This is a genomic window from Streptomyces sp. NPDC002701, from assembly GCF_042889045.1.
Taxonomy (GTDB): Bacteria; Actinomycetota; Actinomycetes; order Streptomycetales; family Streptomycetaceae; genus Streptomyces.
Genome location: NZ_JBIAQL010000004.1, coordinates 95,719 through 121,905, shown reverse-complemented (window position 1 = coordinate 121,905; position 26,187 = coordinate 95,719). Strand labels below are relative to the sequence as shown.

The window sequence follows — 26,187 nt, the reverse complement described above, 5'->3', positions numbered from 1 at the left end:
TGCTCGTCTGTGATCCGGTCCTCAGCCCCCTGGTTCACAGTGGGCTGTGGGGCGGAGGCCATGTAGCTGTCACGCCGGGGGGTGGGGTGGTGGCCGGCCGCAGCATTTGGCCGGCAGCCAGTTCGCGGTACGGGCTGGTGGTGAGTAGTTCTTCGTGGCGACCGCAGGCGACGGCAGCGCCCTCGTCCAGAACGATGATTCGGTCGGCGTGCTGGACCGTGGACAGCCGGTGCGCGATGACCAGGACGGCGCATTCCCTGGCCACGTCCCGCATCACGGTGGTGAGCGCAGCTTCGTTGACGGCGTCCAGGTGGGACGTCGGCTCGTCGAGCAGTAGGAGGGAGGGGCGGGCGAGCAGGGCCCGGGCCAGGGCGACCCGTTGTCGCTCACCTCCGGAAAGTGTGCCGCCTCGTTCACCGAGCATGCCCGAAAGGCCGCCGGGCAGCCGTTCGACGACGTCTGTGAGCTGGGCGAGTTCGACTACGCGCTGGATCTCGGCCTCGGAGGCGTCGGGTTCGGCGTAGGTGATGTTGTCCCGAAGTGTTCCGTGGATGACGTGCGTGTTCTGGTCGACGACGGCGATACGTGAGCGGCACTCCGCGCGGCTGAGCTCGGTGGCGGGCCGGCCATTGAACAGCACGGTGCCGGAGTCCGGTTCGTAGAATCTCGCCACGAGAGCGAAGACTGTGCTCTTGCCTGCACCCGAGCGGCCGACCAGAGCTGTCTGGCACTGGTGAGGGGCGGTGAAGGAGATGCCGCGCAGCACAGGCCGGCTCGGGTCGTAACCGAAGGTGAGGTCTCGCAGGGCAAGGGCGGGCTTCTCGTACGAGACGGTCCGTTGGCGTGGTTCGCGCACTCCTACCCTGGTTGTCGGCGTACGGGCTTCTGAGGGTTCCGCCGGCAGGGACAGTGCCTGCCCGATGCGCTGATAGGCCCCCATGCCTCGCTGGATCAGGCCGACCGCGCGGAAGACCGAGGACAGTGGTAAGACCAGGTACGAGGCGTAAAGCAGGAAGGCGACCAAGTCCCCGAGGGAGTTGGCGTCTGTACTCACCCGCAGGCCGCCGATGACCAGGACGATCAGGAAGGAGCCCTGGACGGCGAGTTCGACGGCCGGGCTCATCACGGAGGCGAGTTTCGCGGTCCGCACACCGGCGCCGTACGCCGATTCGACGCATTCGCCGATGCGGGCTGCTTCACGGTCCTCCGCGCGGTGCACCCGGACCATCGGCAGGGCGCTGAGCGCGCGTTCCAGGTCGGCGGCGATCTCGCCGACGGAGGTCTGCATGCGTTCGGAGGCAGCCCGGATACCTTTGAGCAGCGAGGCGACGATCACGGCGGCGGCGGCCACGGTCGAGGCGACCAGGAGCAGCAGGAGCGGGTCGATCCACAGCATGAGGACGATCGCCCCGGCGGCGACGAGGGCGCCGGTCACCAGGTCGACCAGCGCCTGGGACACCACTTCCCGAAGCAGCGTGGTGTCGGCGGTGACCCGGGAGATCAGGTCTGCGCTGCGGTGCTTGTCGTATTCCCGCATCTCCAGTCGGAGCAGCCGCTTGACCAGGCCATGGCGCAGTCCTCGCACGACGCGTTCGCCCATGCGCTCCAGAACGAAGCGGCCCACCGCGCCCGTCGCCGCTTCGGTGACGAACAGTGCGGCCAGGAGCAGCAACAGAGGGCCCAGTACCTGTCCGCGTCCGCTCGCGTCCACGACCTGCTTGGCGACGAGCGGCTGAGCCAGGCCCAGAACGGAGCCGACCAGGGTGAGCAAGGTGGCGACGAGGACGGACGCCCGGTGCCCGTCCGTCAGCCGGTACATGGTGGCGACCGCGGCCCGCGTGGAGCGGTTGTCCTCAGCAGTCGGCGGTGTCCGGACCACGGCGGTGTCGGTCATCGGCCGGATCGGCTCGCGGCAGCGACCGTGATGAGCCGGGTGAAGTAGTCGTCGGGTACGCCCTCGTCCACGGGGCGGCCGTCCGCCTCGATCCAGGCGTGCGCCGTGAACGGCGGCACCACGCGCACCCCCGTGCACCAGGTCGGCCAGACCCCCGTCATCCGGCACAGCAGGGCGGCCCCCAGGGAACGAGGCAGGCAGCCCTTCGGGCCGGCGCAGCGCAGGCTCACCGCGCACATGGCATCCCGCGCGTTCTTGGCCTGTGCGGCGGTGGCCGGCCTGGCGCCGCGGCGGGCGCGCTCGAGCACAGCGCGGATCCGGCGGGGCGGCAGCAGGGAGAGCACGAGAGCGGGCACAAGAACGATTCGGGCGGCCAAGCGCCGGGCGAGGGGGACTCCGGTGGGCCGCTCCAGCGCGCTGGGCGTCGTCATGTGGCCAGCCCCGAGGTCCGCAGCTGCCGCACGAGGGCATCGACATCCTGCCTCGCCTGGGCGAGGTCGATGTCGAACTCGTTGGTGACGGCGGTGACCGCGTCCGCTTCGTCACGGCCCGCCATCAGCATCTTGACCACCAGAGTGGCGGTGGGATTCAACTCCCAGTATTCGCCGGCACGTTCGTCCAAGAGGACCGTGCCGTAATCGGTCTCCGCCGCGGAGACGTTGGCGCCGAACCGCAATGCCATGGTGTAAGTGCCTTTCCCGGGGTCGAGTTCAGGGCTCGGTGTAGTAGCTGGCCTGCGCATGGTGCTCGGACTTCCGGTTGAGGCCGCGCAGCCACACTTCGGCAGCGATGGTCGAGTAGAGGATCGCGTCGCGCAGTTCGGGTGTGGCGGGCCGCTGAGCCAGCCGGCGCAACGCGCTCCCGTCGACCAGGCCCAGTTGTTCCAGCCGGGAGTCCTCCCACAGCTTCAGCAGATCGGCGCGGTGTTCGCGCAGCCCGTTGGAGGCGTCCATGGAGGCGGCGGCCTTGTTGGTGCGCCGCAGGCACGTATCGGGCACGATGCCGTTCATGGCAGCGGTCAGGAGGGGTTTGTACTGCCAGGGCGTGACCCGCTCGCTCGGGCGCACCGCCAGGCATGCCTCGATGACGCGGTCGTCGAGAAACGGCGATGCCATCGGCACGCCCATCCGGGCGGCCATCTGGTCCCACTGACGGACGATGCGCGTGCAGGAACGGATCTGGTCGAGGTCGGCGTGCAGACCGCGGTCCGGGTGCAGCGGGACCGCGTTCGCCGCTGCCCCGCTCAGCACTCGCTGCGCTGCCCGTTCGGCGTCGGGGGTGACCCAGTCGAAGAGGCGTGGCGGCATGCCCCATCCGAGGCTGGTGCTGACGGTGGCAGGCAGTGGGGCGCGCAGGCGACCGCTGGAATCGGCCAGCCACTTCCCGTACGGACGTGAGTCGGCCAGCGCCCGTGCCGTACCTCCCAGCGGCCACTGCCACAGGGCCCGGAAGCCGCGCAGCTGACGCAGGGCGAACAGTGGGTGGGTGCGCAGCAGCCGGTGATAGTACGCCTCGGAGCACCAGGCCACATGGTCGCCGCCGATACCGGTCAGGTGCAGCCGGCTACCGTGCTCGGCCATGGCGGGCAGGTGGTGCAGGAGCCGGGAGCGGTCCATGACGCCGATGGTTGGTTCGTCCATCAGGTCGTCGATGGTCAGCAGGTCGTCGTAGACCAGCGGTGAGACGTCGGCGTCCCAGACCACATGATCGATGTCAGGCATCGACCGGGCGGCTTGCCTGGCCCAGTACAGATCGGTGTCGGCGGGATCGCGCCCCGGCCAGGTGCTGGCCACCACGTGCGCGGGTGACCGGTCTGCCAGGAAGCAGATGGAGGTGGAGTCCAGGCCGCCGGACAGGTCACTGCTGACCACACCGCCCCGTCGGGTACGGGCATCAACCGCGGTGGCCAGGGCGTTGCGGACGAGGGGCGCGCCCTCGGCGAGCGTGCGTACCGGATCGGGCGGAGTCCACCAGCGCGAGTGGCGTACGGTCCGGCTGTCCGGCGCGACGATCAGTGCGTCATGAGGGGACACGGCGGTGATGGCCCGCCACATGGGCTCTTCGGCCAGTGGATGGGGGATCGGCCACAGCAACCGGACGGCCAGTTGCTCCTCGTCCGGCTCGGCACCGAGCACATCGGCGAGTAGGTCGGCGCGGCTGGCGGCCACCTGCACTCCGCCGACGGCCGCGTGGAAGACCAGGCGGAGCCCGGACGCGGTGCCCTGCACCCTCAGCTGCCCGTCGAGCGCGGCAACTAGGTGGAAGCTCCCAGGGAGGGAGCGGGCCAGTGCATCGAGTTCGGCAAGGTCACGCACCCGTGCGGCGCGGCGCTGCAGTTCGGTGGCGTCGATCGGGCAGCAGCCGATGACAGCGAGACCGGTACGGCCGGCGTGGGCGGTGACGATTTCGTCGTCGTGCCAGTGGCCGACAATCCAGGGACGGCCCGAGGCGTGGGTGAGGGTCCGGCTTCCGGGGCGGGAGAAGGGACGAGCCACGGCGGCCGCGTCCTCATGGTCGGTGAAGACCGTGAAGTGCGCGTCGCCGGGACCCGCCCCCGCACTCTCGTGCAGTTCAGTCATGACGTCGAGTCAGAACCGTCCCTCGTCAGTTCTTGCTCAGGATCAGCCGGTCGTTGCCGGAACGCTGCAGGAGCCCGGTCTTCTTCCGGAACGTCCCCAGCTTGGCGAGTGTCGGCGCTTCGTAAGCCTTCTTCATGACGTCTCCCTCACGTGCAGGTTGTCACACCCCATCTCCCTGACCGGCTGTGAACCGGAGGCCGGTTCACAGCCGCCCTGTCCCAGGCTCATCGGGAGCCCGGCACGGGAAAGCGGGTGCATGCCATAGCTACCTGCATCAGATGGGGGCGTGGCAAGGCCGCGTGAGGAAATAGGAATGTATGTAAAGAGCGAAGGCGGCCGAATGACCCCACCGCTGGTCATGAGTTTCGTCAAGAAGACAACATTAGGTCAGCGAGATGAATTCGGAGGCGGAGAAACGTTCCGACCTGTGCATGCAGATGTGCGTAACGCGCTTGTCGAAGAGGGTGGGCCGAGGGGAAGTGGCCGGAGCCGCCGGGGCGTATTCCGCTCTCGCCGACGCGCTCTCTCGCCCTTGAGAACATGGGCAACCTGCCGGCCTGAGCTACAGCCTCCCCCTGACGAACCGATGAGCGACACGGTCACACGTCGGTGCGGCAGATCATCCTCTTACGTTCGATGGAGCGGGACGGGCGCGCGGCAGAACTCAGAACTAGCTTCGACGCTGATCACGAACGCCGGACCTCGCGAGACGCCATTTCTTGCAGTGCGTGACGTCCGCTCAGGTGCGGGTGAGGGGTCTGTCGCCCGGTGTGCGACGCCGACTTCCGTGGAACGGAAGTGAACCATCCGGCACGAACGCGTGAACCCCGCCCGCATGTCGTCGGTGTAAGGGTGGGTCGCTGGCCGAAAACCGGGCCGCGTGAACTCGGTGGGGTCCTGCGATGCACAGGGCATGCCTGTCGCGTTCGCGGCGAGCACGAGCATCTGGCGGGGCAGACGGCCCGTCATCTTCTTGGGGTATTTTCCCCGGGCGAAGAAGCAGGGCCGTGTGTCACCCCGCGTCCGGCATTCCTTGGGGCCCCTCCTCCTGGTACTCGGGTGTTGCCCGCAGTGCCGCTAGGAAGTCGTGCGGCCGTTGGTAGCGGAGCTCGGGGTCGCGGGCCAGGCACGTGCGCAGTACGTCGCGCAGGACAGGAGAGATCGGGAGGTCGTCCACAGATATGTCCTCGTGGGCGACGGCGTAAAGAATGCTGACCGCATCGGTGTGCTGATGGGGCAGTTGGCCGGCAACGCACCGGTAGAGCACCGCGCCCAGGGCGTACAGGTCTGATCTGATGTCCACACCATGCCCGAGCACCTGCTCTGGCGCCATGAACATCGGCGTCCCGATCACGACGCCCGCCAGCGTGAGCGGCGGGCCTGCTTCCTCCAAGGCGCGTGCGACTCCGAGGTCGATGATCACGGCGCCGCGGGTCGGGTGAAGGACGACGTTTGCCGGCTTGATGTCGATTCGGCACAGGCTCATGGAGTCCAGGTACTGCAGAGCCCCGCCGAGGTCGTTGCCGATCCGAGTGGCTTCCTGGGGGGTCAGTGCCCCGTGCTCACTGAGGACGTGGTCAAGATCGGGTCCCTCGATCAGGTCGATGATCAGTGCGTGCTCTGGGGTTTCGACGACGTCGATGGTGTGCGCGATGTTGGGGTGCCGCATGCGCATCCCGATCTGGGCCTCGCGGCGGAACCGGGCCAGCATGGTCTCGTCCGTCGTCAGCTCGCGGCGCAGCAGCTTGATGGCCACGGCCGCACCGGTCCGCAGATCGCGCCCTCGGTAGACGACACCCATGCCGCCCGCCCCGATCGGACTGAGTGCCTCGTAGCGGTCGCCCAGTCGTACGGCGGGCGGCACGGCAGGACCCGGCGTGGGTTGTGAGGCGCCCGTCGCAGACGGATCCGCAGGCGCAGGCGAACGCGCGAGCGTCGTGTCCCAGGGGCTGCGCAACGGCGGGGTCGTCAGCCCGAGATCCGCGCGTTCGCTCTCGCTGCGCCACGCGAAACCTGCCAGTTGCCGGGAGTACGCGTCGGTGAGCCGATAGTACGTCACTCGGGTGTCTGCGGGATTGCCGTACTCGGTGGCGTCGGGCCGGCTGCCTTCGCTGGCCACCTCGAGTACCCCGCTGCGCACCAGGTGACGCAGCAAGCGCTCGGCCGTCGGGGTGTCCATCCGCAGCAGTGGGTCCAGTTGATCGTCGCCCGTGAGCTCGGTCGCCGTGAACACCCGGCCGCGGCTGCGCAGCACCCAGTCCACTACGTGGTAGCCGCCAAGTCGCCACCGGTCATTGTCGATAGGCAAGGGTGCCAGCGGGTGTGTCGTGCCCACAGACACGGCTTCAGCCACGATCGACTGCAGGCGGCCGTAGAACAGCATCCGCTGCCAGTCCTCGTCCGGCACCTGGAGCAGGGGGTGACCCGAACTGTCCCACGTGACCATGCCGTTGAATTCTTGCAGCAGTCTGCGTGGAACGCCTCTTGACTTGAACCGCAGATACTCGATCAGCGTGTCGAGTCCCTCTGGGTCGTCGTCCGGTCGGCCCTGCGGGGCGTTGCCGTGCCAGGTGCGGCCCACCGGCCAGTTCGGCGGTGGGTGCAGCGGTCCGGGCGAGTGTCTGATCTCAGCCTGCCGGGCCTCGCGCAGTCCCCGCACCAGCCGCTCGGGCGCCGCCCACAGGCACGGCACGTACATCCGCCAGCTGAAGACGCTCTCGTACACGCCGTTGCCCCGGTCCGCGTCCTTCAGCGCCTGGTCGTGGAGGTCGGGCCCGGCAACGAGGATGAAGTGGGCACCGCGTGCGGTCAGTACGTTTTTGAGCGTGCCGAGCAGCGCCTCGAGATGGCCGAGTGCTTCCTCGGAGTTGTCGGTCAGTTTGTCGACTTCGTCGAGCACGATGACGGGGTGCACCCGCAGCCGACGCGGCTCGCGTCGACGGCGTAACAGACGACGGCGCCGCGGGGCGGGATGGGCCTGTTTGCCGCCGAGCAATTGAATGATCCGTATGAGGTCGTGCTCGACGTCCGTCTCGGAGTAGGCCAGGAAGGAGGCTTCGGTTGCGCGCGTGCTTGTCCGGCTGCCCGTCATGCTCAGCGTGGGCGTCAGGGAGGCGAGTGGACCGTTCTGGAGGCCGATGCCCATGGTGCCGCCGCGCTCGCTGCCCTCCGACTGGGTCTGTGTGAAGGAGAGCGAGGTGCGGGTGTAGGCGAGCAGCAAGGACTCCCGGACATCGCCCGGCAGTCGTTGGAGTTGGCCCTCGTCGTCCAGTGTCTCGAAGATACGCCGAACGACGGCGAACAGCAGTTGGTCCGCCTCCATCTTCCGTGCGATGTTCAGATGCACGAGCAACAGCTCGTGCGTACCTGCGCGTTGGGCGTGGGACGCGGCGGCGGAAAGTGCCCGAAGCACGAGCGTCGACTTACCGACGCCGCGGAATCCGGTGACCAGGAAGGTCCCGCCGTGGGAGTAGGCCAACCGCTCTCGCAGCGTTGCGATGAGATTTTCGTGACCGAGGACGGGTATCGCGTCGTCGTCGGCGGGCAGCGGTTCATGGATGTACCGAAATTTTCGGTGCAGTGGCATGGACAGCACGGCGTTCCCCCTTCGCCATGGGCACCATCAGCGTAGAGGTTCCGGCCTGCGGAACGGCGGCTTCTGCTCATCAGTTGCCGCACCCGGACTGGGTGCGGCAAAGAAACCCTCGGTTGCTCCGGTCGCAGATGGACGTCGGCGACGAGATGCCTGCATGAGTGGCGACGAGGTCGGCCTGCATTTTCCGTGCGCGAGGAGTGCCAGGCGAGCGCCGCGGTTGTCGGCAGCGAACGGCTGGTGCGGGCCTGGTGGACGACGGCGAGGAGCACGACAGCGGCAGGGAGCGTCGGCAGGGTGTAGGTCGGCAGCAGGGCCGGCCAGCAGCGGCAGCAGCACGCACGGCTCCGTCACAGGTAGCCGTACGGTGTCGCCCGTCCAGGGACGGCGCAGAAGGGGGCGGTCCAGCGCGGTGAGATGGGGGGCGCAGGGAGAACATGGCCCGCAGACCGGCCTGGACCTCGTCGGCCTCCGCGAGCCGGGTTCCGCACCCGCCGAACCGCACCTCGGCCTCGACGACCCAGGGCAGCGTACCCGCCACGAGGTCCGGCCTCCCACGGCCGACAGAGGTCCCCAATAGGCGGCCGTGGCCGCGCAGCGCGGTCATCAGTACGGCGGCCAGGAGCAGCGGCGCGGCGACGGCCACACCGTCGTTGGGCCGCATCCGGGTCACCGTCGTCAGGTCCCTCCGCGACACCTGCGTACGGGGACGTGGCGCGAGGAAAAAGCCCACCGTGGCGGTGGCACCCATCGCGGTGCAGTGGTTCGGCATCGCTGAGCGGGCGTAGAACTGGGTGATCCACGGGATGCGTACTGCCCGGCCGCCCCCCACACCGCTGCCGGACGGTGCACGATGCGCAGCCAGGGCCGCAATACCAGTCAGAGGGACCACCGGCGGGCAGGAAACAGCCGCACCCTGAGCAGCACCGTCGAGTCGCTCCAGGAGGCGATCGGAGCAAGCGGCAGGGGAACCCCGCCGGTACGCGGCGCGCTGAACATGGTTGTGGGACCGTACGGCCCGAAGCGGCTGGCGTGCATGATCTCAACCCGGCCGAGCGGCAGTGTGAGTGGTACGAGGACGGCCGAGAGCAGGCAGAACCCGGCGGCCACGATCCACAGCATCCGCTGTGCCGAGGCCGCTGTGCGATTCGCGTTCATCCGACCCGGCCCAGCGTGCCTCAGCCACGGCGCACCGCTCCGCGGGTGAGGATGCCCGCCGTGGCGGCGAGCACGGCGGCCGGCCAGGCCCGGCGGTGGGGGACCGGGCCGCCCGGCCCGTTCGTCCACCAGGGTGCTGAACAGCCGCTCGTAGCGGTCGGCGGTCGTATCAGGGGTGAATCGTTTCTCTGCGCTGGCCCGGGCAGTCCTGCCCATCTCCGCACGCAGTCTGTCGTCCCGCATCGATGCCAGCAGCGCGTCGGCCACGCCCCGGGTGCTGTCTGCGCATGTGCTTTTCGGTCATGCTCCTGGCATGAGATCCGGTCGTTCAGGCGCACTTTGGAGCCATCTCAGGGCTGGAGTGCCGACAGACCTCAAAGAGGCGGACTACACAGGAATGCGGGAAAGCTCACGCCTGACCGGGGAGGGCTGTCCGGTGTTACTGACGATCAACGTAGCGGTTCTGCTGGCGCTCATCATCATCCTGCGGCTCCGGCGGCGTACGCAGGCCCGCAGCCGCAACGATGAGAAGCTGACCGTAGCGATCGTACTCGTCTTCGGCATTCTGATCGCACCCACCGCCTTCGGCCAGGGCGTCCTCGACGTCCTACGACAACTGGCCGATGGCGTCTCACGAACAGGCAGCCCATGATCCGGGACCACTGGCCATCGCGCGCACCGAGCCCTGCGTGCTGAAGTGTTCGGTCCTGAGCCTGTGACAAGCCCCTCGGATCGGGCATCCTGGGCTTACCAGCCCTTTCTGCCCGTACTGTCGGATAGGCCGGGGAGGGCGAACAACGTGAATGTCGACGGCCACACGGGCTTTCAGTGGTCCACCGAGTCGCCTGATGAACTCGACCGGTCGGCCCTCGGGGTGCTGAGGACTGCTCGTGACGTGGCCGGAGAGCTGCACCGGGACCCTCTGGGCCAGGCTCGCCGCACACGGGCTCTTGGCAAGCCGACCTTGGTGTGGCCGAAGTACCGGGCCAGGACGGCCTACCACACCCAGGAGGACAGCGGACAGCTGACGCCTTCGATGCCCTCGGACGGCTGACACTCCAGCAAGCCACGACCGAGAACTGGACCGCTACCTTCGTCACTGACCTGGCCCGCGGCGACAGAACGCCGGAAACGGCAGTCAAGATAGGCAAGTACATCCTGCACCCCACCTTCCTGCTCCTCACCGACGACGCGACCCGCACAGTGATGTGCACCGCCTGCCAGAGTTGACTGACGCAGTGCTCCGGTACGTTGGTACCGCCGAACCAGCCGCTCAGGCAGCGAAATTCGTACCGCCGCCAGCTGCCGCTGTACCGGAACGCCCCTCCGTGACGGAGCCCGAACGTAGTACAGGCCCCAGTGTTGGGTCCCGTTTCAGGTCGATACCGCACTCCCCGTCAGTCAAGCGACATTCGAGGATCCAGGCATCACTGTGCTGGCCCTCCTGCATCGCCATCCTCAGAGCCGCCACGCAGTCGCCACAGTCCGCGCAGGCAGGGCCCGTCGACACCGGATTCACCGGGAACCTCGGGACCCAGAGGTTCGCATCATCCGCAGGGTTGGGCCTACTGGCAGAGCCGGCCGCTCCGTCACACTCAGGCACTTCAGTCGTGAAAGAGAACCTCACCACACGCAGACCATCGGCGTGGGTGCCCCATTCCATGACGTGCGACTCGATGATGGCCTCCATGACCTCAGGTCATCGAGTTCCTGTTCCGACGCGGTCGAATTCAGGGACTGCTGTGAAACAATCCTGAGCCGAAGCTCGGTAGCTGTCACCGAGGCAGGCTCTTGTCAACAGGACTTCTGGGCGGGGCACGCAGCGCCAGAACCTGTGATCTGTGGTAATTCTTCTCGCTTCCGCAACCCGCGTCGATGTCTCGGCGTCCAACTGTGTGACGGACGGCTGCCGATCACCTGGGAGAGCACGTGGCGAAGAAGGACCGGACGACGGACGTGGCAGGGGAGGAGGACCGCGACAAGTGGATGGCGCGTTTCCAGGTACGGCTGGCCATGCAGCCGGGCGTGGACCGGGCCGTCGTGCTCCAGGCGGTCAAGGAGGTCACGGCGCACTGCGCGGATACGGGAGAGCACCCGCAGACCGCCTTCGGTGATCCGGACGCCCACGCCGTGGAGGCCGCCGCGCGGCTGGTGCCGGCGGACCGGGCGGCGCACGCGAGACGGCACAACACCGTGGTGGACGCGTTCAGCTCGGTGCTCAAGAGGGTCAGGGATGTCCCTGGTCTGTGACGGGTTGACGCGACTTCTGGCATGGCCCACCACACCGGGTTGTGACACGGCCGCAGTTTTTCATCCGCCGGGGCTGCCGGGGCTCAGACGACTAGCGGGGAGCGCCGGAGGAGATGGCACCGAATCCTCCTTTACGCGCTACTGGTGACAGACAGCGCGCCGCCTCGGCGATCAGGTCCGCCACGTAGTCGACCGGAACCAGGTCGAGGAGCGCATCGTAGTGGCCCGGGATGGTCCTGACCCCTCCCTTGGCGATCAGCCTGACCACCGAGTACAGGGTTTTGTACTCCCGGATTTGGCCCGTCCGCCGCTCGCCCGTCACGATGCTCGGCCTGGTCACCACAATGGGCAGTCCGTCCCCGGCCGCCTCGCGCACCAGGGTCTCCCCGCGCAGTTTGCTGCTCGTAGGCGTCGCCGAACCGCTGGACGGCGTCGAGTTCGCCCTCGTGGACGGTGCGGTTGCGCTCACCGGCCACATACGCCGTGCTGACGTGCACCAGCGGTGTGCCGTGGGTCCGGGCCAGGACCAGGACGTTCTCCGTCCCGGTGACGTTGACGTCCTGGTACAGCTGGGCGGGGAGTCCGAAGTCGGTGATGCCCGCGCAGTGCACGATCCGGTCGGCGCCGGCGGCCAGGCGCAGCTGCTCCGCGTCCAGTCCGAGCCTAGGCCGGGTGATGTCGCCGATGAGCGGCGTCAGCGAGCCCTGCGGGGCCCTCAGCCGCTTTCCGCTGTTCCGGACGATGTCGCCGTTGCGGTGCAGCAGGGCCAGCGCCCGGTGGCCGGCCGTGAGGAGGCGTGCGGTGACTTCGGCGCCCAGGAACCCGCCGGCGCCGGTGACCAGGACGGTCGTACCCCCGTTCATCGGCGCCTTGGAGCTGCAGTTGTGGGCAGTTGGCCGGGTGCTGGCCCTCGCTTTCGCGGCCGCGATCCTGGCCGCGGACGGCGTCTTCTACGCCCTGGTGAAGCTCTCCTTCGGTGTGGTTGCTGGGTTCGTCAATGGAGCTGAGCAACGTTTGTCGACGGTTCTGGGTAGCAGTTGGCGATCAGACAGCTCGGAAATGTCGATGAGACCTGACAACGCTGCGAGCTCTTCCCGGTGTCAGCGGGCAGCGCATACTGTGCGGTGTGGCGACTTACAACAGCATCGGTGCGACCTACGCTGACACCCGGCGACCGGACCCCCGAATAGCCGCCAGGATCCATCAAGCCCTCGATGGTGCCACCACTGTGATCAACGTAGGAGCCGGCACCGGCTCCTACGAACCGTCACACACGGTGCTGGCTGTTGAACCCAGCTCAGTGATGATCGCCCAGCGCCCAGCCGGATGCGCACCGGCCCTGGAAGCATCCGCGGAGTCGATCCCTCTCGCCGACGACTCGGCCGATGCGGCGATGGCCCTGCTGACCGTGCACCACTGGAGCGACCTGGAAGCCGGCATCGGGGAACTCCTCCGCATCGCCCGGCAGCGGATCGTCGTCCTCACCTTCGACCCCGACATCAACCACAGGTTCTGGCTGCTGGAGGAGTATCTGCCCGAAGCCGCCGCGTTCGACAACACACGAGCCGTCGCGGTCGACCGCTTGGCCAGGCTGCTGGGAGGCGCGCGCATCGAGACGGTTCCCGTCCCGCACGACTGCACCGACGGATTCCTCGCCGCCTTCTGGCGCCGGCCCGAAGCATACCTCGACCCGGCAGTGCGGGCCGGTATCTCGCTGTTCGCCCAGACCAGCGACGAAGTCCTCCAGCCGGGCTTGGCCCGGCTGGCAGACGACCTGTCCTCCGGTCGATGGCACCAACGCCATGCCGACCTGCTCGACCGCGAAGCCCTCGATGCCGGCTACCGGCTTCTCGTGGCCGACCTGTAGAACCAGGCGAGCAGTCTGACTGCGCACTCAAGCCTGCGAGAAAGGGCCGGTCACGGCAGTGCGCCAGAAGTGATCAGCTCGAGGCGACGTCCTGCCCTCGGGCCGCCCTGGTGCTGGCGAGTCAGTAGGATTCGGTGCCGTCCTCGATGATGTTCCCGCCGAAGGTAAGACGGTCGACGACGGCCGCGCAGAGCCGTGGATCGGTGAACGTCCTGGCCCAGCCGCCGAAAGACTCGTTGGAGGCGATGGCGACGCTGTCCTTCTCCTCGCGTTCGGTGAGCACCTGGAACAGCAGCTCAGCGCCCCTGCGGTTCAGCTCCACGTAGCCGAGTTCATCGATGCAGAGGAGATCGACGCGTTCGTAGCGGGCGATGGTCTTCGTCAGGACCTTCTCGTCCGCAGCTTCGCCCAGCTCGTTGACCAGCTTGGTGGCAGGTGTGTAGCGGACCCGGAAGCCGGCCATGGCGGCCTCGGAGCCGAGCGCGATCATCAGGTGGGACTTGCCGGTGCCCGAGTCGCCGATCAGGCAGAGCGGCAGGCCCCCGTAAGGGCGACCCGGTGACCCGCTACCGCGCAGACTCGCGCCGACCCGTCGACCATCACCTGAAACCGTCAAGGATCATGCGAGACGCCGTCAAGCAGGTTCCGAGACCGAACTGTCAAGCATCCCCCGGACCTCACACAGCGGGGCGAACTGCTGACCCCCCTATGCGGAGATGAAATGGCCGTTGACAGGGATAGGACCCAATAGGCCGCTTCACCTGGAAAGTGCTCCGACAGGGGCGAGAACAAGGACTCAGCAACCTCATTATCGCTGGTCAGAGGAACCTTCTGCTTGCCTGACCACCTGTCGGACAGTCCGCTTCATGTAAGCGCGAGGCTAGTCACCGCCGGTCACGTCGAGCACGCTCTTCCCCTTGATCCGCCGGCTCTTCAGCGCCACCACGGCGTCGGCGATGTCTTCCCAGCTTCCTCGCAGGCCGACCTCCGCCGACAGTTTCCCAACAGCCAGCAGCCCGAGCAGGTCGGCAAGGTCCGCATCGACCGGCGAGGTCACGTCGCCATACGTGGTGATCGACCTCGGATCACCGAAGGCGAACAGGGCGCCCGTGTCAAAAGCGGTCGGTTCCCCCGAGGCATGGCCCACGACGTGAATGGTGCCGCCGGCCGCGAGCAGCCCCCAGACCGCGGCCAGCTGCGGACCACCGACGGTGTCCAGAACCAGGTCGAACGGACGCTCCAGCCCGTCGACACCGACCACCACCTCGTCCGCGCCCAGCTTCGACAGGCCGGCCCCGCGCTCGACGGAGCCGACGGAAGCCGTCACCTGCGCACCGGCGATGGCGGCCAACTGGACGGCGAACCGCCCCACACCGCCGCTCGCTCCGGTCACGAGCACGCGCCTTCCCAGTACCGAGCGCGTGCGCAGCACGCGCAGGGCGGTCACGCCCGCGACGCCCAGGGCGGCCGCGTCGACGAGGTCGACCCCTTCGGGCACAGGGGCCAGCCGGGTCGCGTCGACGGCCACACGCTCCGCCCACGTGTGGGCGGCGAGGCCGATGGCCACGAGGGTGCCCGCAGCCGGCCCGGTGCCGTCGGCCGCCTGTTCGACGACGACACCGGCGGCGTCGTGGCCGTGTACGGAACCGGTGGGCCACTGGCTCGCGAAGACCAGCTCGCCGTAGTTGAGCCCGATGTGTCGAACGGCCACGAGCGCCTGGTCCGGGCGAAGGCGCGGTTCGGCCACTTCGGCCAGTCGCACGGAAGCAACGGCTTCCGGATCCACTACCAAAGCACGCACAGGAGATATCCCTTCCTGGAACAGAACTGACGGCTGGACCCCTCGACGAGGCGGGTCATGGTGCGAACAGGCCGGGCTCGTGGGCGAGGGCGGCCTTGGCGCGCCGGCTGAGATCGTCCGCGACGATCTCCGACCGGCCTTTTCCAGCCCGTCGAGAACGATCCGCACGAACTCCGCAGGATCGATCTTCTCGACATTCAGCGCCGCGGTCATGTCGGTGTCGACCATGCCGACATGGACGCCGATGACCGTGGTTCCCCGCGCCCTCAGCCCCAGCCGCATACCGTTCGTGAGGCTCCACTCCGCTGCTTTGCTCGCCGCACAGGAGCTGCTTCCGGGGTAGGTGAACCACGAGGCGGCCGACAGGACGTTGACGACGGCGCCCCCGCCGTTACGAGCGAGCACCAGGGACAATGCGCGGGCCATCGCCAGTGTCCCGAACACGTTGGTCTCCATCTCCGCCCGTATCGTGCCGAGATCGCCGGTCACGACGTCCTGGCCGTGGGCGACCCCCGCGTTGTTGACCAGCAGGGTCACGTCCCGGGTCTTCTCGGCCGCCGCGGACACAGACTGCAGGTCGGTGATGTCGAGCGGCAGGGCCACGACCCCGGGGACGGTGATCTGTTCGACATTGCGCGCGGCGCCGTAGACCTTCTTCGCGTCTCGTTCCAGCAGGAGCCGGGCGAGCTGCTGGCTGATCCCTTGGTTCGCGCCGGTCACCAAGGCGACGGTGTTTTCCACGATCGGGCTCTCACTCTCAAGCGTGCGGTGCCTGTTACAGGTGGCACGCTAAGACGCAGCCGTTCGCTCGTCGCCGCCCATCAGCCTCGATGATGTATCCGTCTGCCTCACGGGTGTGACGATCCCCACGCGCGTACCGGCTCCGCGCCGTCACGCGTGATGATGACGAGGTGGATCTCCTGGCTGACACCCTCATCGCCGCCGGTGCCCGTGGTTCGCTCGGGACCCGCATCGAGGCCGGCGGTACGTGGGGCCTGTGGCTGGACAGCTACCCCGGGGCCGCCCTCCACGCCGTCACGGTCGGCACCGTGTGGCTCAGCCGGCCGGATCGATGCTCCCGGCGACTGCAGGCCGGGGACCTCGTGTTCCTGCCCGCGGGAACCGAGCACGGGTTGTCCGGTGAGCCGGGCGTGAGGCCGGGCGCCTGCGACCGGGCCGAGGCGGCGCGGGCGCGCGCGACGGGCGACGTGGTCCGGCTCGGCTCACAACCGGCCCGCGCGAAACTGGTGACGCTGCATTACCAACAGGACCCTGAAGTGCGCACTCCGATCCTGGGCGCACTCAGCGACGTCGTCCACATCCAAACGCTCGCGCATCCCCACCTCGACGACGTCGTCCGGCTCCTCGTGCGAGAGCTCTCCCATCCGCAATTCGGTACGACGGCGGCGCTGAACAGCCTCATCGACCTGTTGCTGATCCAGGTCATCCGCACGCGACTCGACGCCCGGACCGAACAACGCGCCGGCTGGCTGAGCGGTCTCCTCGACCCGCCGGTACGGGACGCCCTCACGAAGATCCACCAGGAGCCGTCCCGCCCGTGGACCACTGCCACGCTCGCCGCCGCGATCAGCGTGTCCAGGGCGACGCTGTCGCGACGTTTCCCGGCGGCAACCGGGCAGACCCCGGGCGACTACCTCACACGGTGGCGCATGGACCTCGCGGCCCTGCGGCTCCGGGACACCGACCAGACCGTGGAGTCGATCGCGACCGCCGTGGGCTACACCTCGGCACAAGCTTTCAGCCGGGCGTTCCGGCGCCATCGCGGCCTCGCGCCGGGCGCGTATCGCGGCCGAAGCCGCCACGGGTGACGACGGCCGATCACGCGCGCGGCACTTCGGTCCACCGGATCCGCGAGCACCAGAGTCTCGCCGTGCTCGTCGACCGCGCCTGCACGGGCGCCCGTCCGTGGAGGACGACACCCCCGGACGTCCGCCGGGCCGCGACCTCACGCCCCCCAGCGAACCGTCCGAATCGAAGCCTCGTTGTGGCCATGACGTGGAAGACGTCCACCTGCTCGAGTTCGAAGCGCCAGCCTTTGCTTGAAGCCGTAGGCGGCATCCGCCGTCACCCAGCCGAAGGGGACCTTGTCAGCGATGGCCTTTCGACCCATCGCCACCTTACTGACTCGCGTTCGCCAAGATCCGGGTGCGAACGGTCAGGGTCCGGCGACACGGGCAACCTCGGAAGTCACTCCCGTGCCCCGCGGTGGCAGGTCGGGGTTGCGCACCGTTTCGGTGAGCATCGGCTCCGGTGGGGTCCATGTGACGCTTGCATCTCTTCCGCCTGGTCAGCCTGACACTCGCTGTACTCGGGAGGGTCCGGTGGCGACCGCGGTGCGCCGGGCCCTGAGCACCGGCGTATCCGGCTAGATGGGAAGCGGAGCGTGCTGCCGTGTCAACGACGACTCCGTGCAAGGGGACGCTCTGCATCCGCCTTCCGTGCGGGAGCGTCAAGTGCTGGCTGGTGCGGCACACAAAGTCCCCCGGGGAGGCCCCGGAGGACTCTGCCGGGGCTTTTGTCCAAACCCCGCCGTGACCGACCGGGTCACCATTTCTTCCGTCACCAGTCCTGATTTTGTTCTGCTCATTCTTTGATGTGCAGGAGGTGGGCGCTCTCCAGCTGTTGCTGCAGTTGGGTGCTGATGGTGTCGGGCAGGGTCTGGGTGCGCGCCCAGGTGACGAGGTGTTCGGCAATGATCCGTAGTTTGACGTTCGTGTGCTGGGAGACCTTCCGCAGGACGTGCCAGCCCTGTTCGGGTGTCAGTCGTCCCACGGTGATCACGACACCGATGGCCTGGTCCACCACCGCGTGTGAGTGCACCGCCTGCTGGAGCTGCTCGTTCTCCTCGCGCAGTGCGTCCAGCTGCCCCTCGGCGGGTGGTTCCGCCGGAAGACCGGCAGTGGATATGGCGTCGGCTGTCACCGGTGGATCCCCTCCTTTTGCCCTCCTCCTCTGATGAGCGTCTGTCCCGGATCCGGCAGGTGCAACCGCTTGCCGGGCGCAGCGGCGGTGGCCGGCAGGATCGGCCCCACCGGTGGGCTGTGCGTGGACCGGCGCCCGTCAGCCTGTCTGGCGGCGGGTGTCGGTGAAGCGGACGGCCGGTCCCCAGTTCTCGCGGGCAGCGGCGAGGCACCACTGACACAGGGGCAGTCCGCCGGGCCCATACTCCAAGGTCGGCCGCTGGCAGCCGGAGCAGGGCCTGATGTAGCTGCTGGAGGTGGTGAAGGTGGCGGGGTCGGGTTCGCTGATCGGGGGCGGGGGAGTGCTGGTGATCACGGGGCGTCCTGTCCGGGCGAAGAGGGGGATGGACGTCGCGGTGCGAGGCGGGCAGGTGCAGTGCAAGGAGCCGTCAGCGCGCCGCGGCGGCAGGGGAGGGGCTGCTGGGTAACGGGATGTCGAGTGTGGTGTCGGGCGTGCAGTGGCTGCCCACGCACATGCCCGCGGTGAGCAGCCGACGGGCTTCGTCACGGCTGACTGGGATGGCGGCGTTTGCCGATGGCGTAGCAGTGCCCGATATGCAGTTCGGCGGGCGGGCGTCCGGCGCCGATGCTGAGTTCGACCACCCAGTCGGGCTGCGGGGGCCGGGTCTGGCGTCAACCCCGCCCCACGACCGCACACGCGCAGCTCCGGCGCCGCCTGGTGGTGCTGTCGGCCCGCCTGTGGTGGCATCCGTTCTGGTCGGCCCCGGGCAGAGCTCCCGCCGCGCGGGCGCAGCTGCGCAGCCACACCCGGACACTGCACGAGGACGCGCGGAGAACCGGCGTCCTGTGCATCTGATCGAGCGCGAGGAACAGATCCTGACCTGCATCCGCCGGTCGATCGCAGAGCGCGGGAAAGGGCCGACCATGACGGAGATCGGTGCCGCGGTCGACTTGCGCAGCAAGGGCACGGTTGCCTACCACCTGCGCAATCTGGAGGAGCGCGTTGTGCTGTTGGGTGACGGGTACGGCTGGCGTACCTGCCGTCTGCGCTGAAGCAGCTGCCGCACTGGCGGCCGACTGGATGCGCAACGCCTGACCTGCTCAGCGCAATTGGCTCTCGCGCACTGCGCAGTCGGTGCGCTCAGGTGGTGAGTGGTGGGCACATGCAGGCTCCGTCCGGCACGTGCCCGGGCGAAAGCTATGGAGAGGCCGGGCCCGCGTCCGTCGTGAGGCGCTACGAACGCACCTCAGGGCAACGTACCGCCCCACGCCCAAGGACCGCGCTCCTGGTCCACCTCGTCCTCAGACGCGCCGGACTGGAGAAGCGGCGGTACTGCTGGGGTGCGCAATATCTCTACGGCAGCACTCGCGCACCCTCCTCATCACCGTGGCCGCCGTGCCGCTCGCTCTGGCCGTCGTTGCGGACGACGTCCGTGTGCGCCGCCAGCTGCACACCGCCCGCCGGGACCCGCTGACCGGGCTGCCCGGCCGCGACATCCTTACCGGCCGCATCGGTCGGCTCGCCCACACCAGCCGCGACCTCCTGCACGTCCTTGTCTGCGACAGCGACGGCCTGAAGACGGTCAACGACACCCTCGGGCACGTCGCTGGCGACGCGCTGATCGCCGCGATCGGCCGTCGCCTGAGCACGTGGGCCGCTGCCCGGTCCGGGCTCGCCGCCCGTTTGCATGGTGATGAGTTCGGCGTTGCGCTGTTGTTGCCGCTTACCGACCGCCGACCCCACAGATGAGGACCCCTCGTGCAGTTCACCGTCGACCAGGCCGACCTTGCCGCGGCCGCCGGCTACGCCGCCCACAGCAGGCCCTCAACCTGCGTCACGCGCTCGGCTCAGGGACTTCCTCCGACCTCGAAGAATAGGTCGTAGTGCGAACCGTCGCCCGTCAACGTCGCCACCTGCTCGCCGGACCCGATCTGAGCACTGGTGACGAAGAAGGAGCCGATGAGGTCGTCCGACGAACCCGAGTCGGCTTCATTCACCCAGACCTTCTCCGGGCTGGTGAAGTTCCTGAGCTTGTCAATGTTCCGATGGCGCCCGCCCTTCATCTCCGAACGGAACATCAGTTCACCCCGGAAGACGATGACGACATCGTCTGCTCCTGCCCCGGAGGTCGTTTCGTAGCACTTGATCGACTTCAAAAGAACGTAGGGCGCCATGCGTCTCCCCTGGTGGCACGGTCTCTTGGCCGGAGCTTGTGCCTGGCTCACCTGGCTGGGAGGCCCATGGGACTCCGATGCTGAAATGAGAAGGCGCGCGGCCGCTGACAGCCGCATGGTCCTGCTGCTCCCTCCACCCTGCAAGGTTGACGACACAAGCAGCCAGTTCTGAAGATGCCGGCCTTCTCCGTTCCGGCGTTGCGGCCACGCGCCCGATCTTCTCGCCGTCGAGGACCAGGCCCGTCGCCGACCGTTGAGGGTCTGAGGCACAGCACCACAGGCGGCTTCGCGGTCCCCTACAAGGTCACTGCCCGCCTGCGGCTGTGCAACGCCCCTGCCGCCGGCATCACCGCGACGGCCGACGACGTGGCACGGCTGCGGGAGATCCTCGCCGCTCGGCCTCAGGCGTTGCGCCACTTCGACGACAAGGCCCGGGGCGGGGACCTCAGCGAGCAGGCGTGGTTCTTCACCGGTCGTCACAGCGAAACCCGCGAGATCGCCGGGTGGCTGCGTGAGACGGAGACCGGGATGCTCGTGGTGACCGGACCGGCCGGCTCAGGGAAGTCCGCGCTCCTGGGCCACCAGGTCGTCCTGGCCGACGACGAGTTCCGCGAGGTTCTCGTGGAGGCAGGCCAGCTGGAGGAACCGGACGACCGCGAACTGCCGCCCTGCGACTGCTTCGACGCGGTCGTACACCTGGCGAGCCTGTCCGTGGCCCACGTGATCGAGCGACTGTGCGACGCGGCCGGTGCGCCCCTTGAGGGCGGCTTCACCATGCGGACCCTGCGCGCCCGACTCCTCACCCGGGGAGCGGTTCACCGTCCTCGCCGACGCCCTGGACGAGGCCCGTTAACCCGCCGCCATCGCCTCCTCCGTGCTGCGCCGTATCGCGGACCTGCCCGGTCGCCGCGTCGTCGTCGGCACCAGGACCGCAGAATCCGGCCCCGGCGGTGAGCCCCGACGCGACTTGGTCACCGTCCTGGGCTCCAGCGACGACACGACGGTGCTGACGGTCGAGCACGTTCCGAACGACCTGGGCCGTACGTACGCCGCCGCCTGATCGCGGCGCGCGCCGTCGGCACGCCGGGCCTTTCCGACGCGCTCGTCGACGAGATCGCCGCGCTCGCCCGTAGCGGCGGACAGAACTCCCTGTCCGCGCGCATCGTGGTCGCCGGGATCGTCGCCCGCCCCGAACTGCTGCGCCCGGAGAACACCGACGAACTGCGCCGGCTCGCTGCGCAGCACCACGAGTCCACGTTCGCGGCGATCAGAGTCCGGCTCGCCCACCGTCCGCTGGCACTGCTGCACGCGCTCGCGCTCGGACAGGGCAGGGGGTTGCCCCGCTCGGGCGGAGTGTGGGCGACGGCGGCGACCGCGCTCGCCGAGCACGGCCCCGTCTTTGAGAACGCTGTGACGGAGGGCGACATCGACGACGTCCTGCACCAGGCAGGCGCACTCATCATGCTGGACGCGGAGGACGGACAGACCATCTACCGCCTCGCGCACCGCACCTTTCAAGAACACTTCATCGGTGCGCACACCAGTGACCCTGCCGGGGCGGGAACTGGCCGCTCCGCCGCCTGGCGACCGCGCCGTCCTTCGTGCTCTCGCCACCGCGCGAGCCACGGGCCGGTCCACGACAGGACAGAGCGCGGACGGAGTCTGGCAGCTGGCCTGGGCCCGGGTGTCGAATGCCGCCCTGAGTGTCAGCCTCGGCACCGGCATGAGCGGTGTCACCTCGGTCGAGCTGCCCGATCACACTCAGTGGTCGATTCTGTAGAGGTTGGTCTGACCGTTCGACGCGGTCAGGCCACCGTCCACGGGAATGTGCACTCCATTGAGAAACCCGGCGTCGGAACCAGCGAGGAAGGCGACGACGGCGGCGACCTCGGCCGGCTCACCCGGCCGGCCCATAGGTACGCGATCCACGAAACGCGGGTGCAGCGAGGTTCCCTCGGCAAGCGCGTCGCGGATGAACTGGCTGCTGAGCGTCACGCCGGGGTGGACGGCGTTGACCCGGATGTCCCGGCCGTGGTCCAGTGCCATCGCGTTGGTCAGATTCGTCAGCGCGCCCTTGGTCGTGTTGTAGGCGGCCTGGCACCAGTCACCGCGGAGCGCGCCCACAGACCCGACGTTGACGATGCATCCACGCGCCGCCCGCAGATGAGGCAGCGCGGCCCGCGAGGCGAAGAAGACGCCGTCGACGTTGGTGCTCATCATCGTCCGGTAGCTGTCCATGTCGATCTGGTCGACAGTGCCCGGAATCGCCACGCCCGCGTTGTTGACCAGCACGTCCAGGCGTCCGAACCGCTCGGCCACACGATCGATGACCGCGGTGATGGCGGCAAGGTCCGAGACGTCACCGACCCAGGGATGCATGTCCGCACTGTCCGGGCCCTCTTGGGCGGTCTGCCGCAAAGTCGTCTCCGTGCGGCCTACCAGCACCACGGTGTACCCGTCGGTGGCCAACCGGTGCGCTATCGCGGCCCCGAGGCCGGCACCGGCGCCCGTGACCACGGCCACGCGGTGGGAATTCTCTTGGTTCACAGCTTCTTGCCTTTCGTATCCACCGGGCTGGAACAGCCCGGGTTTGCTCCTCCCTTCGAACCCTAGGAAGATCGGCGCAGCCCGAACTTGGACCACAGCGGCACCGCACAGGACATACGCGCCACACAACGATGCCGAACAAGTACATGCGAAAGGGGATCGGCCGACGATGAACAGCACGGGAGTGAAGGCCGATGGGCCAATCGGGGCGTTCTCCCTGGACTCCACCGTCCCGGGCGCCGTATCGCGAGGATTCAACGCCTTCTTACGCGAGTGGCAGACCCAGATCGGCGATGACTTCCCGCAGCCGACCTACAGCCCGGCCACCATCCGTGACTTCCGCGTCAAGAGCCGCGTCGCCAAGGTCCACGACGTGGCGATCACCGATGTCCACGGCGCATCGGCCGTCCGGACCGCGGGCACCCCGGCAGGCGTCGAGGATCAGGTACGCATGTACGTGGTGCGGCGCGGCGCATGGGCTTTGGGCGGCCCGCGCGATCGCGGCCAACACATCGTGTCGACCGGGCAGTTCCTCCTGCGGCACGTGGGGCGACCCTCGCACTTCGAGACGGCGCCGAACACCACGGCACGGGTACTCGTCCTGCCCGCCGCTACGCTCAAACCTCTGATCGGGAACCGGATCATCACCGGCCCAGCAGACTCGGCGGAGATGCGTGTGCTGGCCGCCCACACCAACATGATCCACGAGACCATGACCGACCTCGGCCCGGCCGGTGTGCACGCCGTGCACAGCACCCTGATCGAGCTGGTTAAGGCGGTTGCACTGCGTCGGTTCGACAACGCAGAGCCTCAGTTGGCCCCTGCGCTCGCCCAGGCCGCGAAAAGCCTCGCGGACACGCACCTCGCCGATCCCGAGCTGACTCCGACAATGCTGGCGCGTGAGCTCAACGTCTCCCTTCGTACCCTGCAGCGGGCGTTCGCCGCGCTGGGCGAGTCGGTGACCGCCTACATCCGCCACCGGAGGCTGGAAGAGGCCCGGCTCGCCCTCACCGCACCGCACGGCCGACGGAACATCTCGGCACTCGCCGCGTATTGGCAGTTCGCGGACAGCAGTCACTTCACCCGGGTCTTCAAGAAGCGCTACGGTCAAACCCCCACCGAATACGCCCGCTCAACCGGGTCGGCCGGGAACTGAAGCGACCTCGACGGTCATCGCCCGCCCGCCGGGCGCGCCGCCCCAGTCGTCAATCTCCGCCGCCGTCCTCACCCTGGAGCGGCACCACTGAAAAGCCTCCCTACGTTGTTCTGTGGGACGTGGTGAGCCCTTCGTATGGTTGACCCGCCCAGGGGTGCCGGGTGTGGTTCACACGGCTCTGCCGCTGGTGGCTTCCACTGATTGGCCGCCCGGTGCCCCACGACGACTCGGCTGCCAATGAGGAATTGCGAATGATCGCTGAGTAGGGAATCGACAGCGAGGTCGGCCGTCGGGAGGCACCAGCAGCGCACCGTACGGAGACACCACAAGGCCATGATCTGGGCCGGCATCGACGCAGGCAAGACCCATCACTACTGCGTCGCGATCGACGAGAGCGGCCACCGGCTGCCGTCCCGACACGCCGCCAACGATGAACCTGAACTCCTCGAGCTCATCGCAGATGTCCTGGACCTGAGCGACGAGGTCACCTGGGGCATCGACCTGGCCGACGACGGCGCCGCCCTGGCCATCACCATCCTGTTCAACCACGATCAGCCGGTGCACTACATGCCATGTCGGGGTACACGTGAACGTGGCTCCGGCAAGAATTTCGTAGGCGGAGATCATCTCGGTGCCACGGTCGACCAGACCGCAGGACGGGCAGCCTGTGAATGTGCTCTGTGGAACTGGTCAGCCTGTTACCGCGGTTTTCTGATGTGCAGGTGGCCTCTGTTGAGGGTTCCGATGCTGTGGTGGCGGTTCCGTGCCCGCACGAGATCAGGTGAACCGGCGGGATGCACGGGAAGTGGCCAGCTCAGCGCGTGGTGCCACGGCCGCTACGCACGGCGTCGCGCCGACGTCACGCTCGCAGGCCGCCCTTTGCGTATCGACCTGTCCGTACGGCGCCTGTACTGCGAGAGCACGACCTGCCTGAAGGCGACCTTCGCTGAGCAGGTACCGGCCCTGACCATCCGTTACCAGCGGCGCACACCGCGACTGCAGCGCCTGGTGGAGGACATCGGCGTGATGCTGGCCGGCCGGGGCGGATCCCGGATGCTACGGATCTTGAATATCAGGCTCTTGCGGGTCGCCGTCCTGTCCCAGCTGACGCGGGTGCCGCTGCCACCACTGATCACGCCCCGAGTCTTGGGGGGAGCGACGACTTCGCTCTCCACGGCGGCACCTACGGCACGCTCCTCGTCGACGCCACGACCCGGCTCCCACTCACACTTTGGTTATGGATCTACGTCCGCTGAAACGGGGTCCTCTCTCACCGCGTGCCTGTGTGCGTGCGGGAGAGCTGCTTGCGGATACGGGTGTCGTCCTTCAGGGCGGACGGGAGCAGGGTGGTGTGATCCCATTGGGTTTCGAGGAGTTGGTCCGCGCTGATCCTGGCAGGCTGTTCGGAGGCCGGGGTTTCTGTGGCAGAGTCGCTTTTGCCGTTGCCGCCGGTGCTGCCTTCGAATCGCAACCAGGCGCCCCGCAGGTCTGCGCCCTTCAGGTCGGCGCCGAGGAGTTGCGCTCCGCGCAGGTCCGTGCCGCGAAGGTCGGCCCTTCGGAGATCGGCGCCTTCCAGCCGGGTGCCGACGAGGTGGGTTCCCGAAAGACGTGCCCGGGACAGATGTGCGTTGGCCAGGTCGGCACCGGAGAGGTTGGCGCGCTCCAGCCTCTGCCCGTTCGCCCCTGACTCTTCCGCTCCGGCCGGGCCTGGCCGCACACCGATGTAGCGCAGGTGGGTGTCACGCAGATCGACCCGGGCTGACTTGTCATGGACCGGGTTCCGTTGGGTGAGCGTTTCGAACGCTGCCCGCACGTCGGGGGCGGGCCGGCCGCCGGCGTCCCGCTTCGTCCCGCCTCCGGCGGCCGGCGCACGCGTGCGGACATACCCCGAGAGAACGTCCACGACGGCTGGCTGATCGCGAGGCGAGTCTTCCATAATCCGCCGAAGAGCGAAGATTCCACCGAGGCGCACCTCGTCGGCCTGGTCTCCCAGGTTGCCCACTGCGGCGTTGAAGCGGTCGGTGATCTGCCCCTCTTTCGTCAACGCCCTCTCCTGCCGGGCTTGATCATTGGCCTGCCGGGTCTGCTCATTGGCCTGCTGCGTCTGGACACTCGAATACCAGAGGCCGGCCACCGCCACCAAAGACGCGATCAGGATCGATACCAACTCGATGCGCCGCGCCCAGTCCAGGCCCCCTGCACCGCGCTGAGGGCCGAGTGCGCTCC

General features: G+C 68.3%; 27 protein-coding genes and 4 pseudogenes. 10 read left to right on the top strand and 21 right to left on the bottom strand.

What is annotated here, in order from left to right:
- Positions 1-34: 34 nt before the first annotated feature.
- The 7 genes from ACFYXC_RS13075 to ACFYXC_RS13045 all read right to left on the bottom strand — a co-directional run bounded on the left by ACFYXC_RS13075 (position 35) and on the right by ACFYXC_RS13045 (position 9,223).
- Positions 35-1,894: an ABC transporter ATP-binding protein gene (locus ACFYXC_RS13075; RefSeq protein WP_389550361.1), complete on the bottom strand. Its 1,860-nt coding sequence runs from the start codon at positions 1,892-1,894 to the stop codon at positions 35-37.
- Complete coding sequence (locus ACFYXC_RS13070) at positions 1,891-2,325, bottom strand: lasso peptide biosynthesis B2 protein (RefSeq protein WP_389550358.1); 435 nt, start codon at positions 2,323-2,325, stop codon at positions 1,891-1,893. The genes ACFYXC_RS13075 and ACFYXC_RS13070 overlap by 4 nt, the downstream gene beginning before the upstream one ends.
- On the bottom strand, positions 2,322-2,576 hold the full coding sequence (locus ACFYXC_RS13065; RefSeq protein ID WP_389550355.1) for a lasso peptide biosynthesis PqqD family chaperone: 255 nt from the start codon (positions 2,574-2,576) through the stop codon (positions 2,322-2,324). The genes ACFYXC_RS13070 and ACFYXC_RS13065 overlap by 4 nt, the downstream gene beginning before the upstream one ends.
- A gap of 28 nt (positions 2,577-2,604) precedes the next feature.
- Entirely contained in the window at positions 2,605-4,473 is a 1,869-nt protein-coding gene (locus tag ACFYXC_RS13060) for a lasso peptide isopeptide bond-forming cyclase (protein WP_389550352.1), read from the bottom strand.
- Between the two features lie 25 nt (positions 4,474-4,498).
- Entirely contained in the window at positions 4,499-4,609 is a 111-nt protein-coding gene (locus ACFYXC_RS13055) for a keywimysin-related RiPP (protein WP_356565628.1), read from the bottom strand.
- Positions 4,610-5,485: 876 nt separating this feature from the next.
- A complete protein-coding gene (locus ACFYXC_RS13050; protein ID WP_389551608.1) occupies positions 5,486-8,059 on the bottom strand; it encodes a protein kinase in 2,574 nt (857 codons plus the stop codon).
- An 885-nt stretch (positions 8,060-8,944) separates the two neighbouring features.
- A complete protein-coding gene (locus ACFYXC_RS13045; protein WP_389550349.1) occupies positions 8,945-9,223 on the bottom strand; it encodes a hypothetical protein in 279 nt (92 codons plus the stop codon).
- A gap of 436 nt (positions 9,224-9,659) precedes the next feature.
- Here ACFYXC_RS13045 and ACFYXC_RS13040 point away from each other — a divergent pair, with 436 nt between their 5' ends.
- From ACFYXC_RS13040 to ACFYXC_RS13030, 3 genes are all read left to right on the top strand, one after another.
- Positions 9,660-9,875: a hypothetical protein gene (locus ACFYXC_RS13040; RefSeq protein WP_389550346.1), complete on the top strand. Its 216-nt coding sequence runs from the start codon at positions 9,660-9,662 to the stop codon at positions 9,873-9,875.
- A gap of 147 nt (positions 9,876-10,022) precedes the next feature.
- Positions 10,023-10,277: a hypothetical protein gene (locus tag ACFYXC_RS13035; RefSeq protein ID WP_389550343.1), complete on the top strand. Its 255-nt coding sequence runs from the start codon at positions 10,023-10,025 to the stop codon at positions 10,275-10,277.
- Between the two features lie 875 nt (positions 10,278-11,152).
- Positions 11,153-11,473, top strand: a complete 321-nt coding sequence (locus tag ACFYXC_RS13030; protein WP_389550340.1) for a hypothetical protein — start codon at positions 11,153-11,155, stop codon at positions 11,471-11,473.
- Between the two features lie 91 nt (positions 11,474-11,564).
- On the opposite strand, the gene ACFYXC_RS13025 is transcribed toward ACFYXC_RS13030, so the two are convergent.
- Complete coding sequence (locus ACFYXC_RS13025; RefSeq protein WP_389550337.1) at positions 11,565-11,951, bottom strand: SDR family oxidoreductase; 387 nt, start codon at positions 11,949-11,951, stop codon at positions 11,565-11,567.
- A pseudogene (locus ACFYXC_RS13020) lies at positions 11,935-12,336 on the bottom strand (SDR family oxidoreductase); the annotation flags it as partial. The gene ACFYXC_RS13025 and the pseudogene ACFYXC_RS13020, both read right to left, overlap by 17 nt.
- A 263-nt stretch (positions 12,337-12,599) precedes the next feature.
- On the opposite strand from ACFYXC_RS13020, the gene ACFYXC_RS13015 reads away from it, so the two are divergent.
- Positions 12,600-13,340, top strand: a complete 741-nt coding sequence (locus tag ACFYXC_RS13015; protein ID WP_389550334.1) for a class I SAM-dependent methyltransferase — start codon at positions 12,600-12,602, stop codon at positions 13,338-13,340.
- Positions 13,341-13,461: 121 nt separating this feature from the next.
- On the opposite strand, the pseudogene ACFYXC_RS13010 reads toward ACFYXC_RS13015, so the two are convergent.
- The 3 genes and pseudogenes from ACFYXC_RS13010 to ACFYXC_RS13000 form a co-directional block, all read right to left on the bottom strand.
- Positions 13,462-13,881 (bottom strand): annotated as a pseudogene (locus ACFYXC_RS13010) (ATP-binding protein); the annotation flags it as partial.
- Between the two features lie 339 nt (positions 13,882-14,220).
- Positions 14,221-15,141: a zinc-binding dehydrogenase gene (locus tag ACFYXC_RS13005; protein WP_389551605.1), complete on the bottom strand. Its 921-nt coding sequence runs from the start codon at positions 15,139-15,141 to the stop codon at positions 14,221-14,223.
- A 255-nt stretch (positions 15,142-15,396) separates the two neighbouring features.
- Positions 15,397-15,861, bottom strand: a pseudogene (locus ACFYXC_RS13000) (SDR family NAD(P)-dependent oxidoreductase); the annotation flags it as partial.
- Between the two features lie 191 nt (positions 15,862-16,052).
- On the opposite strand from ACFYXC_RS13000, the gene ACFYXC_RS12995 reads away from it, so the two are divergent.
- Positions 16,053-16,970: a cupin domain-containing protein gene (locus tag ACFYXC_RS12995; RefSeq protein ID WP_389550331.1), complete on the top strand. Its 918-nt coding sequence runs from the start codon at positions 16,053-16,055 to the stop codon at positions 16,968-16,970.
- A 169-nt stretch (positions 16,971-17,139) separates the two neighbouring features.
- On the opposite strand, the pseudogene ACFYXC_RS12990 reads toward ACFYXC_RS12995, so the two are convergent.
- The 4 genes and pseudogenes from ACFYXC_RS12990 to ACFYXC_RS12975 form a co-directional block, all read right to left on the bottom strand.
- A pseudogene (locus ACFYXC_RS12990) lies at positions 17,140-17,275 on the bottom strand (IS701 family transposase); the annotation flags it as partial.
- Between the two features lie 470 nt (positions 17,276-17,745).
- Complete coding sequence (locus ACFYXC_RS12985) at positions 17,746-18,084, bottom strand: ANTAR domain-containing protein (protein ID WP_389550328.1); 339 nt, start codon at positions 18,082-18,084, stop codon at positions 17,746-17,748.
- A 138-nt stretch (positions 18,085-18,222) separates the two neighbouring features.
- Positions 18,223-18,438: a hypothetical protein gene (locus ACFYXC_RS12980; RefSeq protein WP_389550325.1), complete on the bottom strand. Its 216-nt coding sequence runs from the start codon at positions 18,436-18,438 to the stop codon at positions 18,223-18,225.
- Between the two features lie 188 nt (positions 18,439-18,626).
- Complete coding sequence (locus tag ACFYXC_RS12975; RefSeq protein WP_389550322.1) at positions 18,627-18,725, bottom strand: hypothetical protein; 99 nt, start codon at positions 18,723-18,725, stop codon at positions 18,627-18,629.
- A 204-nt stretch (positions 18,726-18,929) separates the two neighbouring features.
- Between ACFYXC_RS12975 and ACFYXC_RS12970 the strand changes: the two genes are divergently transcribed.
- Both ACFYXC_RS12970 and ACFYXC_RS12965 read left to right on the top strand, forming a co-directional pair.
- Positions 18,930-19,136 carry a LexA family protein gene (locus tag ACFYXC_RS12970; RefSeq protein WP_389550320.1) on the top strand — a complete coding sequence of 69 codons (207 nt, stop codon included), beginning with the start codon at positions 18,930-18,932 and terminating at the stop codon, positions 19,134-19,136.
- 343 nt (positions 19,137-19,479) lie between these two features.
- A complete protein-coding gene (locus ACFYXC_RS12965; protein ID WP_389550318.1) occupies positions 19,480-19,833 on the top strand; it encodes a GGDEF domain-containing protein in 354 nt (117 codons plus the stop codon).
- A 98-nt stretch (positions 19,834-19,931) separates the two neighbouring features.
- Here the strand turns inward: ACFYXC_RS12965 and ACFYXC_RS12960 are convergent, their stop codons facing one another.
- The 3 genes from ACFYXC_RS12960 to ACFYXC_RS12950 all read right to left on the bottom strand — a co-directional run bounded on the left by ACFYXC_RS12960 (position 19,932) and on the right by ACFYXC_RS12950 (position 21,797).
- Positions 19,932-20,258, bottom strand: coding sequence for a hypothetical protein (locus ACFYXC_RS12960; protein ID WP_389550315.1), 327 nt, complete (start codon positions 20,256-20,258; stop codon positions 19,932-19,934).
- 555 nt (positions 20,259-20,813) lie between these two features.
- Positions 20,814-21,077: a hypothetical protein gene (locus ACFYXC_RS12955; protein ID WP_389550312.1), complete on the bottom strand. Its 264-nt coding sequence runs from the start codon at positions 21,075-21,077 to the stop codon at positions 20,814-20,816.
- Between the two features lie 30 nt (positions 21,078-21,107).
- On the bottom strand, positions 21,108-21,797 hold the full coding sequence (locus ACFYXC_RS12950; protein ID WP_389550310.1) for a hypothetical protein: 690 nt from the start codon (positions 21,795-21,797) through the stop codon (positions 21,108-21,110).
- Between ACFYXC_RS12950 and ACFYXC_RS12945 the strand changes: the two genes are divergently transcribed.
- Positions 21,790-22,038 carry a hypothetical protein gene (locus ACFYXC_RS12945; protein ID WP_389550307.1) on the top strand — a complete coding sequence of 83 codons (249 nt, stop codon included), beginning with the start codon at positions 21,790-21,792 and terminating at the stop codon, positions 22,036-22,038. The two genes, ACFYXC_RS12950 and ACFYXC_RS12945, sit on opposite strands and share 8 nt — an antisense overlap.
- On the opposite strand, the gene ACFYXC_RS12940 is transcribed toward ACFYXC_RS12945, so the two are convergent.
- Complete coding sequence (locus tag ACFYXC_RS12940) at positions 22,020-22,781, bottom strand: SDR family NAD(P)-dependent oxidoreductase (protein WP_389550304.1); 762 nt, start codon at positions 22,779-22,781, stop codon at positions 22,020-22,022. The genes ACFYXC_RS12945 and ACFYXC_RS12940 overlap by 19 nt on opposite strands.
- A 193-nt stretch (positions 22,782-22,974) precedes the next feature.
- Between ACFYXC_RS12940 and ACFYXC_RS12935 the strand changes: the two genes are divergently transcribed.
- Positions 22,975-23,961: a helix-turn-helix domain-containing protein gene (locus tag ACFYXC_RS12935; RefSeq protein WP_389550302.1), complete on the top strand. Its 987-nt coding sequence runs from the start codon at positions 22,975-22,977 to the stop codon at positions 23,959-23,961.
- Positions 23,962-24,294: 333 nt separating this feature from the next.
- Positions 24,295-25,350, top strand: coding sequence for a transposase (locus ACFYXC_RS12930; RefSeq protein WP_389550299.1), 1,056 nt, complete (start codon positions 24,295-24,297; stop codon positions 25,348-25,350).
- On the opposite strand, the gene ACFYXC_RS12925 is transcribed toward ACFYXC_RS12930, so the two are convergent.
- The gene (locus ACFYXC_RS12925; protein ID WP_389550297.1) at positions 25,232-26,128 is read right to left on the bottom strand and encodes a pentapeptide repeat-containing protein; all 897 of its coding nucleotides are present in this window, start codon (positions 26,126-26,128) and stop codon (positions 25,232-25,234) included. The two genes, ACFYXC_RS12930 and ACFYXC_RS12925, sit on opposite strands and share 119 nt — an antisense overlap.
- Between the last annotated feature and the right edge of the window lie 59 nt (positions 26,129-26,187).

Bases quoted from the DNA above. Each gene is read 5' to 3' on its own strand.
- ACFYXC_RS13075 (WP_389550361.1), bottom strand. From the start codon at position 1,894: ATGACCGACACCGCCGTGGTCCGGACACCGCCGACTGCTGAGGACAAC.
- ACFYXC_RS13070 (WP_389550358.1), bottom strand. From the start codon at position 2,325: ATGACGACGCCCAGCGCGCTGGAGCGGCCCACCGGAGTCCCCCTCGCC.
- ACFYXC_RS13065 (WP_389550355.1), bottom strand. From the start codon at position 2,576: ATGGCATTGCGGTTCGGCGCCAACGTCTCCGCGGCGGAGACCGATTAC.
- ACFYXC_RS13060 (WP_389550352.1), bottom strand. From the start codon at position 4,473: ATGACTGAACTGCACGAGAGTGCGGGGGCGGGTCCCGGCGACGCGCAC.
- ACFYXC_RS13055 (WP_356565628.1), bottom strand. From the start codon at position 4,609: ATGAAGAAGGCTTACGAAGCGCCGACACTCGCCAAGCTGGGGACGTTC.
- ACFYXC_RS13050 (WP_389551608.1), bottom strand. From the start codon at position 8,059: ATGCCACTGCACCGAAAATTTCGGTACATCCATGAACCGCTGCCCGCC.
- ACFYXC_RS13045 (WP_389550349.1), bottom strand. From the start codon at position 9,223: ATGAACGCGAATCGCACAGCGGCCTCGGCACAGCGGATGCTGTGGATC.
- ACFYXC_RS13025 (WP_389550337.1), bottom strand. From the start codon at position 11,951: ATGTGGCCGGTGAGCGCAACCGCACCGTCCACGAGGGCGAACTCGACG.
- ACFYXC_RS12960 (WP_389550315.1), bottom strand. From the start codon at position 20,258: ATGGCGCCCTACGTTCTTTTGAAGTCGATCAAGTGCTACGAAACGACC.
- ACFYXC_RS12935 (WP_389550302.1), top strand. From the start codon at position 22,975: ATGAACAGCACGGGAGTGAAGGCCGATGGGCCAATCGGGGCGTTCTCC.
- ACFYXC_RS12930 (WP_389550299.1), top strand. From the start codon at position 24,295: ATGATCTGGGCCGGCATCGACGCAGGCAAGACCCATCACTACTGCGTC.